General features: G+C 72.9%; 11 protein-coding genes and 1 pseudogene. 5 read left to right on the forward strand and 7 right to left on the reverse strand.

Annotation, left to right across the window (positions count from 1 at the left end; genetic code table 11):
* From MTP10_RS41510 to rimP, 4 genes are all read right to left on the reverse strand, one after another.
* Nucleotides 1-1,044, reverse strand: a 1,044-nt coding sequence (locus MTP10_RS41510) for a translation initiation factor IF-2 N-terminal domain-containing protein (protein ID WP_310717403.1), incomplete at its 3' end; no start/stop codon positions are given.
* 125 nt (nt 1,045-1,169) lie between these two features.
* Complete coding sequence (locus tag MTP10_RS41515; protein ID WP_310717404.1) at nt 1,170-1,472, reverse strand: YlxR family protein; 303 nt, start codon at nt 1,470-1,472, stop codon at nt 1,170-1,172.
* Complete coding sequence (nusA, locus tag MTP10_RS41520) at nt 1,456-2,460, reverse strand: transcription termination factor NusA (RefSeq protein ID WP_310717405.1); 1,005 nt, start codon at nt 2,458-2,460, stop codon at nt 1,456-1,458. Before nusA ends, MTP10_RS41515 begins: the two co-directional genes overlap by 17 nt.
* Before the next feature lie 12 nt (nt 2,461-2,472).
* Nucleotides 2,473-2,982: a ribosome maturation factor RimP gene (rimP, locus tag MTP10_RS41525; protein ID WP_310717406.1), complete on the reverse strand. Its 510-nt coding sequence runs from the start codon at nt 2,980-2,982 to the stop codon at nt 2,473-2,475.
* 549 nt (nt 2,983-3,531) lie between these two features.
* Here rimP and MTP10_RS41530 point away from each other — a divergent pair.
* Both MTP10_RS41530 and MTP10_RS41535 read left to right on the forward strand, forming a co-directional pair.
* Nucleotides 3,532-4,065, forward strand: coding sequence for a hypothetical protein (locus tag MTP10_RS41530; protein WP_310717407.1), 534 nt, complete (start codon nt 3,532-3,534; stop codon nt 4,063-4,065).
* A gap of 128 nt (nt 4,066-4,193) precedes the next feature.
* Nucleotides 4,194-4,682, forward strand: coding sequence for a ferritin-like domain-containing protein (locus MTP10_RS41535; protein WP_310717408.1), 489 nt, complete (start codon nt 4,194-4,196; stop codon nt 4,680-4,682).
* Between the two features lie 136 nt (nt 4,683-4,818).
* On the opposite strand, the gene MTP10_RS41540 is transcribed toward MTP10_RS41535, so the two are convergent.
* A complete protein-coding gene (locus tag MTP10_RS41540; protein WP_310717409.1) occupies nt 4,819-6,564 on the reverse strand; it encodes a proline--tRNA ligase in 1,746 nt (581 codons plus the stop codon).
* Nucleotides 6,565-6,660: 96 nt separating this feature from the next.
* Nucleotides 6,661-7,335 carry a hypothetical protein gene (locus MTP10_RS41545; protein WP_310717410.1) on the reverse strand — a complete coding sequence of 225 codons (675 nt, stop codon included), beginning with the start codon at nt 7,333-7,335 and terminating at the stop codon, nt 6,661-6,663.
* A gap of 130 nt (nt 7,336-7,465) precedes the next feature.
* Here MTP10_RS41545 and MTP10_RS41550 point away from each other — a divergent pair, with 130 nt between their 5' ends.
* The gene (locus MTP10_RS41550; protein ID WP_310717411.1) at nt 7,466-8,437 is read left to right on the forward strand and encodes an acyl-CoA dehydrogenase family protein; all 972 of its coding nucleotides are present in this window, start codon (nt 7,466-7,468) and stop codon (nt 8,435-8,437) included.
* Between the two features lie 6 nt (nt 8,438-8,443).
* On the opposite strand, the gene MTP10_RS41555 is transcribed toward MTP10_RS41550, so the two are convergent.
* Nucleotides 8,444-8,896: a hypothetical protein gene (locus MTP10_RS41555; protein WP_310717412.1), complete on the reverse strand. Its 453-nt coding sequence runs from the start codon at nt 8,894-8,896 to the stop codon at nt 8,444-8,446.
* A 95-nt stretch (nt 8,897-8,991) separates the two neighbouring features.
* Between MTP10_RS41555 and MTP10_RS41560 the strand changes: the two genes are divergently transcribed.
* Nucleotides 8,992-10,059, forward strand: a complete 1,068-nt coding sequence (locus MTP10_RS41560; RefSeq protein WP_310717413.1) for an LLM class flavin-dependent oxidoreductase — start codon at nt 8,992-8,994, stop codon at nt 10,057-10,059.
* Nucleotides 10,056-10,265 (forward strand): annotated as a pseudogene (locus MTP10_RS41565) (hypothetical protein); the annotation flags it as partial. The gene MTP10_RS41560 and the pseudogene MTP10_RS41565, both read left to right, overlap by 4 nt.

Raw genomic sequence — 10,265 nt, forward strand, 5'->3', positions numbered from 1 at the left:
GCCACCGCCGCCACCGGGACGGCCACCGGGGCCGCCACCCGGACGGCCACCGCCGCCGCCACCACCGGGACCGGCGGGCCGGCCCTGCGGCATCATCATCGGGTTGGGACGCGGTCCACCAGGACGCGGACCACCGGCACCGGGGCCGGGACGCGGACCCGCGGCGCCGGGCGGACCCGGACGCGGGCCGCCGGGCGCGGGCCTGCCGCCCTCACGGCTCTGCGGCGGACGCGGCATCGCTCCGTCGCGCGGCGGACCGTCACGACGCTCACGCTGACCGGGACCGCCACTGTCACGCTGGCCGCCCGGACGCGGCGGACGGGACTGGCCCATGCCGCTGGCGTTGGACGAGAACGGGTTGTTGCCCGGACGGGGACCACGCGGGCCCGGCTTGGGACCGGGGCCGGGGCGCGGACCGCCACCGGAGGAGCCGGCCGGGGCGCCGGGACGCGGAGCACCGCCGGGGGCGCCGCCGCCGGAGGCACCCGGACGGGGCGCGGGGCCCGGCTTGGGGCCGGGACGAGCCGCGGGGCCCGGACGGGGACCCGGCGTCGGGCGCGTGCCCGATCCGGACTCGAAGCGCGCCTGCGGTGCGGCGGACGTCTCGCCGCGCGCGGCCTCGGGCTGCCGCTGCTGCTGCTCGTGAGGCATGGCCACCGGCGGGCGAGGCGTGCCTGCCGCGGGGCTCGCCGGACTCGCGGGGGCCGACGGGGCCGAGGGACCCGCAGGGCCCGGACGCGGACCGGGCTTGGGGCCCGGACCCGGACGCGGGGCCGTGGGGGCCGGCGCCTCGGCGGCGCCGTTGCCGGCCTGGCTCTCGGCCGGCCGGGGGGCAGCCCTGGGCGGCTGCGGCCTGGACGACGATCCGCCGCCCCTGGAGGGCTTGGATACGCCCAATGCTTCGGTGAGCCGCCGGACGACCGGCGCCTCTATGGTGGAGGACGCCGAACGGACGAACTCCCCCATCTCCTGGAGCTTGGCCATGACGACCTTGCTCTCGACTCCGAACTCCTTAGCGAGCTCGTATACCCGGACCTTCGCCACTGCACTCCCTTACTCGGCCCGGGAGGCTGGCTGTGCCGTCCGGACCGTCGTTACCTTGTGGTCTTCATCGCCGCGTGCTCATCAGGCGCTCATAGCAATCTGACTCCGCCCATCAACTCGGCGTCCTACATGACATTTCGTGGGTCCTCCCCGTCCAGGTGCACTCGCACACGCGAGACGTCAAGCGGCCCCGGCACGCGAAACGCGCGCGGAAACGCTCGGCGACGCTCGGCAAGCTCCAGACAACTCATGGCCGGGTGCAGTGAAGCCCCTCGGCCCGGAAGCCGTCCTCGCAGGTCAAGGACCACATGGTCCCCGACCCGCACCAAGCGGAGCAGCTCGGACTTAGCCGTGCGAACCCTGCAACCCACACAGGTGCGCTGCGGGCCCGCCTGGCCACCATATTCCAGCTTACCGCGTTGACGCATCTACGGAACCGGCGGCATCCTCGGCCTGGGTGTCAGGACGGATGTCAATCCGCCATCCGGTGAGCCTGGCGGCAAGCCGGGCATTCTGCCCTTCCTTGCCGATCGCCAGCGAAAGCTGGTAGTCAGGCACGGTCACCCTCGCCACTCGCCCTTCGAGATCGAGAACCTCGACGTGGGAAACACGCGCGGGTGACAGGGCATTCCCGACGAACTCGCCGGGGTCCTCCGACCAGTCGATGATGTCGATCTTCTCACCGTGCAGCTCGGTCATCACGTTGCGCACCCGCGACCCCATAGGGCCGATGCACGCGCCCTTCGGGTTGACGCCGGGCTTGCGCGACCTGACGGCGATCTTCGTGCGGTGGCCGGCCTCGCGGGCGACCGCGGCGATCTCCACGGTGCCGTCGGCGATCTCCGGCACCTCCAGCGCGAAAAGCTTCTTGACCAGGCCCGGGTGCGTGCGCGACAGGGTGACCGAAGGGCCCTTGTGGCCCTTCTTCACCTGCACCACGTAGACGCGCAGGCGCTCACCGTGCACGTAGTCCTCGCCGGGCACCTGCTCGTTGTGCGGCAGCACGGCCTCGATCTTGCCGAGGTCGACCAGCACCACGCGCGGGTCCTTGCCCTGCTGGATCACGCCCGAGACCAACTCGCCCTCACGGCTGGCGAACTCGCCGAAGTTGATCTCGTCCTCGGCGTCGCGCAGCTGCTGCAGGATGACCTGCTTGGCGGTGGTCGCCGCGATCCGGCTGAAGTTGCCCGGTGTGTCGTCGTACTCCCGGACGATCTCGCCGTCCTCGTCCAGCTCGGCCGCCAAGATCGTGACGTGCCCGCTGGTGCGGTCGAGCTGGGCGCGCGCCTTGGGCGCCGCGCCCTCCGTGCGGAAATACGCGATCAGCAGCGCGTCCTCGATGGCCTTGACGACCAGGTCGAAGGAGATGTCCTTCTCCCTCTCCAGGCTGCGCAGGACGCTCATGTCGATGTCCACGAGGCTCCCCCCTTAGCCTTCGTCGCCGTCGACGTCCGCGTACGCGTCGTCCGCGTCGTCGTCGAACCGGCGGAACTCCACCTGCACCCGTCCGCGGGCCAGGTCCTGATAGTCGAGCCGGCGCACATCGCCGTCGACGTCGAGGTCGACGCCGCTCTCGTCGGCCGAGCGCACCCGGCCCTCCAGCACGGTGCCGTCGCGCAGCTCCGCCTTCACCAGCCGCCTGGCGGCGCGGCGCCAGTGGCGCGGCTCCGTCAGCGGGCGGTCGACGCCCGGCGAGGAGACCTCGAGCGTGTAGGCCGCGGGGCCCATCGCGTCGGTCTCGTCGAGGGCCGCTGAGACGGCCTGGCTCACGTCGGCGATGTCGTCGAGGCTCACCCCTCCGTCGCGGTCGACGATCACACGCAGCAGGCGGCGCTTGCCCGCCTGCGTGACCGTGACGTCCTCAAGGTCGAGGCCCTCCGCGCCGACGACGGGCTCAAGGAGCTTCATCAGGTGGTCGCGGGGTGAATCGCTGCCCATATCGACCTCCCCTATTGTCATGTTGCAGCCGGGCGGACCTCGCCTCTGGCTCTCCTGGCTCTCCGTCGCCCGGCCGCTCAGCCAGCGACGACAGTTGACACCCTATCTGTAGGAGGGCGTCCAAAGAGCGCCAGTCGGTGTGGACGCACCAGACGTAGGGCTGAGCGTACGAGCCGGACACTCCGGCGATGTCACGGGGTCCCCCGAAGGGGCGCGGGCGAGAACGTCCCGGGAGACGTCCCCGGAGACGGAGGACGTCCGGAGACGGGTGGAGACGTCTTTCGGGACGTGGCGGAGACGTCCGGGAGACTCGGCGGCGACGTCAGGAGGCCGGACGGGACGTCAGAAAGGGCGGCCCTCGCGGCCTTGCCTGACGGCGGGCAGGGGCGCGAGCCCGTACGATGCTTCTTGCGTCCGTAGTCCGGAGGGCTACTCACGTCCCGTCCGCGGTGCGGAGGGCCGTTCAGGTCCTGTCCCGCCCGGAGGGCTCCTCACGTCCAGCCGTGGCCCCGAGGGCTGCGTACATCCGCGTTCTGGAGGTCTCTTCCCGTGCGCCCTTCCCTGTCCCGGCGAGCCGTGCTGGCGGGCGGAGCGGCCGCGGTGGCGCTCACGGGGTGCAGCGGCGAGTCCGGCGGCACCGGACCGTCGGAGGCGGCCCAGGAGCCGCCGGAGCTGGTCCTCGCGCGGCAGCTCATCGCCGACAAGGAGTATGTGATCGGCCTGTACGCGGCGCTCATGGCCAAGGGGGCGAACGCGCTGGCCCCGTTCCGCGACCGGCACCAGGCGCATCTGGCGGAGCTGCGCCGCCGCTTCCCCGCGGCGGCCTCCCCGGCGTCCGGCGCCCCGTCCTCTCCGGGCGCGCCCTCCTCGGGAGGTCCGTCAGGGGGAGCTCCCACGGCCGGGGCTCCCACGGCGGGTGCGGCGGCCAAGGTGTCGCTGTCGTCACTGCGGGAGCTGGAACGCAAGGCGTCCGCCCGGCGTGCCCGTGCGCTCTCCGGGATCGCGCCCTCGATGGCCCAGCTGGTCGCCAGCATCGGCGCCTGCGAGGCCGCCCACGCTCTGGCCCTGCCGCGGTCCCTGTGACCGCACGGCAGCCAGCGGGAACGGGCGGAGCAGGCGTGGAGGCGTCGTCGTGTGCGGGTGGTCGTGAGAGGTGCGGGTGTGGGAAGGCTCGTGAGAGCGTGAGGTCGTGAGAGCAGCAGGAGGTCCTCGTGAGCGGTGACGCCGAGAGGCTCGGCAAGGCGCTGGCCGCCGAGCACGCCGCCGTCTTCGCGTACGGGCTGATCAGTGCGCGCACCAGTGGGACGCTGCGGTCCAAGGCCACGCGGGCCTTCGACGCGCACCGTGCCCGCCGTGACCAGTTGCGCGCGTTCGTCACGGCCCGGGGCGGGCGGCCCGCCGAGGCAGAGCCGTCCTACTCGCTGCCCCTCGTCCCGTCCACACCCACCGACGCCGTCCGCCTGGCCGTGCAGGTCGAGACCGGTGTGACGGCGGCCTACCTGGAGCTGGTCGCCGCCGACGACCCGGCGCTGCGCAAATACGCGGCGCTGGCCATGCAGGAGGCGGTGGCGCGCTCGTACGCGTTCCGGCCGGCGATCGGGACGGCGTTCCCGGGCATGCCCGCCGCCGCGCCACCCGCCTCCCCCGGCCCTTCGCCCGTCTCCCCGCCGGCATCGCCGTCCGCGCCCACGGGCGGCTAGGCCACAGGCGGCCGGGTCCACAGGCGGCCGGGTCCACAGGCGGCCGGGTCCACAGGCGGCTGGGCCCACAACCGGCTGAGCCTGCGGCGGCCGCCCATGTGTCGGCCCCCGTGCGCCGGGGGCCGAGAACGGACGGTCAGGCTGTGCAGGCGGCCGTGATGCGGTCGGCGGCCTCGGCGAGCGGGATCTCCGACTTCTCGCCCGAGACCCGGTCGCGCAGCTCCACCACGCCCTGGGTGAGCCCTCGGCCCACCACGACGATGGTCGGCATGCCCAGCAGCTCCGCGTCCTTGAACTTCACCCCGGGCGACACCCCGGCCCGGTCGTCCACGAGGACGCGCAGGCCGCGGGACTCCAGCTCGGCGGCCAGCTCCAGGGCTGCCTCGATCTGGTTCTCCTTGCCGGTGCCGACGATGTGGACGTCGGCCGGGGCGACCTCGCGCGGCCACACCAGGCCGAGCTGGTCGTGGAGCTGCTCGGCGATGACGGCGACGGCGCGGGAGACGCCGATGCCGTAGGAGCCCATGGTGACGCGGATGGGCTTGCCGTCGGGGCCGAGCGCGTCGAGTCCGGCGGCGTCGGCGTACTTGCGGCCGAGCTGGAAGATGTGGCCGATCTCGATGCCGCGGTCGATGGACAGCTCGGAGCCGCACCGGGGGCAGGGGTCGCCGGCGCGCACCTCGGCGGCCTCGATGGTGCCGTCGGGGACGAAGTCGCGACCGGCCACCACGTGGGCGGCGTGCTTGCCGGGCTCGTTGGCGCCGGTCACCCAGGAGCTGCCGGTGACGACGCGCGGGTCGACGAGGTAGCGGATGCCGAGCTCGCGCAGGACCTGGGGACCGATGTAGCCGCGGACGAGGCCGGGGTGCCGGGCGAAGTCCTCGGCCTCGAAGATCGCCGGCTCGCCGGGGGCCAGCGACGCCTCCAGGCGCTTGAAGTCGACCTCGCGGTCGCCGGGGACGCCGACGACGAGGGTCTCGACCTTGTCGGAGCCGGGGGTGGTCACCTTGACGACGACGTTCTTGAGGGTGTCGGCGGCGGTGACGGACAGGCCGTGGTGCTCGTTGACGTACGAGACCAGCGTGTCGATGGTCGGCGTGCCGGGGGTGTCGAGGACCCGCATCGGCTCCTGGTCCTCGACGGCGCGGGCGGGGGGCGGCGTGGTGGTGACGGCCTCGGCGTTGGCCGCGTAGCCGCACGAGTGGCAGGCGACGAACGTGTCCTCGCCGGTGGGGGTCGGCGCCAGGAACTCCTCGGAGGCCGAGCCGCCCATCGCGCCGGACGTGGCGAACACGATCTTGTAGTCGATGCCGAGCCGGTCGAAGATCCGGATGTAGGTCTCGCGGTGCTGCTCGTAGGAGTGCTTGAGACCGTCGTCGTCCAGGTCGAAGGAGTAGGAGTCCTTCATGAGGAACTCGCGGCCGCGCAGGATGCCGGCGCGGGGCCGCGCCTCGTCGCGGTACTTCGTCTGGATCTGGTAGAGCGTGACCGGGTAGTCCTTGTAGGAGCTGTACTCGCCCTTCACCATGTCGGCGAAGAGCTCCTCGTGGGTGGGCCCGAGGAGGTAGTCGACGCCCTTGCGGTCATGGAGGCGGAACAGCAGGTCGCCGTACTCGGTCCAGCGGCCGGTCGCCTCGTAGTACTCGCGGGGCAGCAGCGCGGGGAAGAGCACCTCCTGGCCGCCCATGCGGTTCATCTCCTCGCGGACGACGCGGGCGACGCTCTCCATCACCATCTTGCCGAGGGGCAGCCACGAGTAGATGCCGGGCGCCACGCGGCGGACGTAGCCGGCGCGGACGAGGAGCTTGTGGCTCGGCACTTCCGCGTCTGCCGGGTCGTCCCGCAGGGTGCGAAGAAACAACGACGACATGCGCAGCAACACGGCTACTCCTTGTTCGGCCCGGATGCGGAGGACTACAGGCTATCGACTCCGGACCAGGAACCGCTCGGCATAAACCTGCGGCGCCCGGCGCCCTCGTCAGAAGGCGGCCCAGAACGGGCCCCACAGCTCGTCCGTGAGCACGATGGTGGCCACCCCCGCGAGCACGCCCGAGATCACGAGCGCGCGCAGCCGGCCGGCGAGGGTGTTGCGCAGGGCGATCACGGCCGCGATGGACAGGCCGCCCACCACGGCCGCGACGGCCGGCCAGAACCCGTTCTCGGCGGCGATGAAGCCGGGCGTGGAGCGGTCCACCACGTCCGCGAGCAGCGCGCCGCCCACGGCGCCCGCCGCGAGGTCGCCCCAGTGGTCCTTCCTGCGGGCCACGTAGGCGAGCAGCCCGAGGCCGACCAGCATGATCAGGGTCCAGTTGAGTCCGGACGCGCTGCCGCCGATGACGTCGAAGGTGAAGTCGCCGCCGTGCAGCGCGCTCGCCCCCATGGCCGCCACCAGCGTCGACACGGCGGCGAGGAACGTGCTCAGCGCCGCCCAGCCGAACCCCTGCGCGGTCACGCCGAGCGCGATGGCCAGGGCCAGGTAGGCGTACGGGTCGTAGAGGTGACGGAGCCAGGCGGGGCCGCTCTGGGACACGAGCATGCCGACGAGGCCGACGGCCAGTCCCCCGAGGAACGCCGCCAGCACATGCCGTTCGATGCCGCGTTGCCGCCGGTCGTACTCGGCGAAGTCCGCGTAGTCGATCGCCGGCTTCTTCATGTCCATCCCCGGTCATACCTCCCCTGGATCCTCGGGACGGACGACCATAAAGGGGTTATGCGGCTGCACTGAAACCGCAAAAACTGGCTGGTCGAGGTAAGGCAAACAATCGCTTGGTAGTCTGACGGCCGTGACGGTCACCGACGAGCTTCGCCACGTGGTCCGCTCCTACCTATCCGGCCGTCCCGGCGCCCCCTGGCAGGCGTTCGCGGGGGAACTGGGGGTCGCGGGGCTGGCCGTCCCGGAGGAGTACGGCGGCGCGGGAGGCGGCCCCGCCGAGGTCGCGGCCGTGGCCGAGGAGCTGGGCCGGGCCCTGTCGCCGTACCCGTTCCTGCAGACGGCGGTGCTCGCCGTGGAGGCGGTCAAGGCGGGCGGCGACGAGGAGGCCATGGCCCGGCTGCTGCCCGTGCTGGCGGGCGGCGGGCGCTCCGCGACCGTGGCGCTGCCCGGCGACGGCGACCTCGACCTGGCGGACGGCCTCCTGTCGGGCACGTTGCCGTACGCCCTGGCGGGCGACCTGGTGCTCGTGTACGCGGGCGGGATGCTGGTGGAGGCCGAGCCGACGCGGCGCGTGCGGCACCGGACGATGGACGAGAGCCGGCCGCTGGAGGAGCTGACCTTCGACCGCGTCCCGGCGCGACGGGCGGGCGACGGCTCGGGCTGGGCGCGCGTGCGCGACCTCGGCGTCGCGGCCCTCGCGGCCGAGCAGACCGGCGGGGCGGCGCGCTGCCTGGAGACGGCCACGGCCTACGCCAAGGAGAGACACCAGTTCGGCCGGCCGATCGGCTCGTTCCAGGCGGTCAAGCACAAGCTGGCGGATCTGCTGCTGCTGGTGGAGTCGGCCCGCTCGGCGGCCCTGGGTGCGGCCGACGCGGAGAAGACGGAGGGGGCGGAGCTGAAGGAGGCGGCTGCGATCGCGGGCTCGTACTGCTCGGAGGCGTACCTGACGGCCGCCGGCGAGAACATCCAGATCCACGGCGGCATCGGGGTCACCCTGGAGCATCCCGCGCACCGCTACTTCAAGCGGGCCACCTCCGACGCGCAGTTGTTCGGCCCTCCGCAGGCGCACCGCGCGCGACTGGCCGCCCGCGTCCTCGGCTAGGACCGGTCAGCCGCCGAGGAGCTCCTCCCAGGGATGGCGGGCGTTGGTGCGGCGCGTGGTGTCGAGCGCCTCGGCCAGCCGCCAGAACCCAGGCTTGGCCCGTACGCGGGCCGTGCCCATGGGGTCGATGGCGTGCAGCTCGAGGCGGACGCCCATGACGTCGAGCCCCGCCGACATCTCGCTGCCGGGACCGGCGGGGGTGACGTCGCCGGGCACGGCCAGCCGCTCGGCGAGCAGGACGGCCACCTCGGAGGCGAACGGCCCGTCACGCCATTCGAGGTGCCAGCTGTCGTCGGAGCCGCGCCACCAGGTGAGGTCGCGGCAGGACTCGATGAACTCTGCCTCGGTGGCCAGGGCCGCCATGACCCGCCCCAGGGCCTCGTGGCGGCGCGCGCCGTCGGGAGTGAGGTCGCCCTCTTCCTTCGCCCGCCGCAGCGCGTGCTTTCGCCTCACGAGCATCCACTTTGATCGCGACGGCGCCCTTCCCGCAAGTGTTTCGCGCTGGTAGTCTCTACCAAGCGAGCGCTTGGTTTACTACTTTCGCCGGAGGCGCGATGACGTCCCTACGGATCAGCCTGGGGTACGAGCTGGAGGTCCGCGGGCGCTCCCGCGAGGTCGAGCAACAGGCGTTCCAGAACGTGATCGAGCAGGTCGTGCTCGGCGACGAGCTGGGATTCGACACCGCGTGGTTCGTGGAGCACCACTTCACCAGGGGCTTCTCCCACTCCTCCGCCCCGGACCTCGTGCTGGCCGCCGTCTCGCAGCGGACCGAGCGCATCCACCTCGGGCTGGGCGTCGTGCTGCTGCCGTTCCAGTCGCCCATCCGGACGGCCGAGCGGGTCGCCACGCTGGACGTGGTCAGCGGCGGGCGGGTGGAGTTCGGCACCGGGCGCGGCGCCTCTCCGCTGGAGTACCAGGCCTTCCAGCGCCCGTTCGAGAAGTCGCGCCAGATCTGGGAGGACTGCCTGGAGGCCACGCTGGCCATCTGGCGGGCCGACGGCGAGCCGGTCAGCCGCTCCAACGAGTTCTTCGAGATCCCCGACGTGGCCGTCTACCCGCGTCCCGCGCAGGTGCCGCATCCGCCGGTCTGGGTGGCCTCCACGTCCCTGGACGGCTACCTCGCGGCGGCCCGGCACGGCTACAACCTGCTCGGCATGACCATGCTCAAGGGCATCGACGACGTGGCCACCGACATAGCCCGCTACCGGGAGGCGCTGGCCGAGGCGGGGTTCGACCCGGCCACGCGGCGGGTCGCGCTGATGATCCCCTGGTACGTCGGCCCCACCAGGGACGAGGCCGCCGCGACGGCCGCCGACGCCGTCCTGTGGTACATCCGCCGCCAGGTCAACCTCGTCACCCCGCCGGACTACTACGACGCGCGCCACGCCACCCACCGGGTGCTGGGCCAGCTCGCGGCCGGGATGCCGCCCGAGGAGGCGATGGCCACGTTGCGCGAGCACCTGATGGTGGTGGTCGACGACGTGGAGGGGTCGCGCAAGGCGCTGACCCGCATCGCGGAGGCGGGCGCCACGGACCTCATCCTGCAGTGCCAGGTCGGCGGCCTCGCCCACGAGCACGTGACCTCGTCCATGCGGCGGTTCATGGACGAGGTGGCGTCATGACCGCCGGGGCGGGCGCGGGGGCGTACCGCTGGCTCACCCGTGACGACCTCGGCGCGGCCGGGGCCGCCGCCACCGGGCTGCTCCACGTGCCGCCCGACGCCTCCGGCGTCTTCCCGCTCGCCCCCGCCGACCGTGAGGCCGAGGAGGAGCTGACCGCCGCCGCGCTGCGGGCCGCCGGCGTGCGCGGGCGCGACCGGGTCGTGGTG

Origin of the sequence: Nonomuraea sp. 3-1Str, from assembly GCF_031570565.1 — a bacterium.
Classification (GTDB): Bacteria; Actinomycetota; Actinomycetes; order Streptosporangiales; family Streptosporangiaceae; genus Nonomuraea.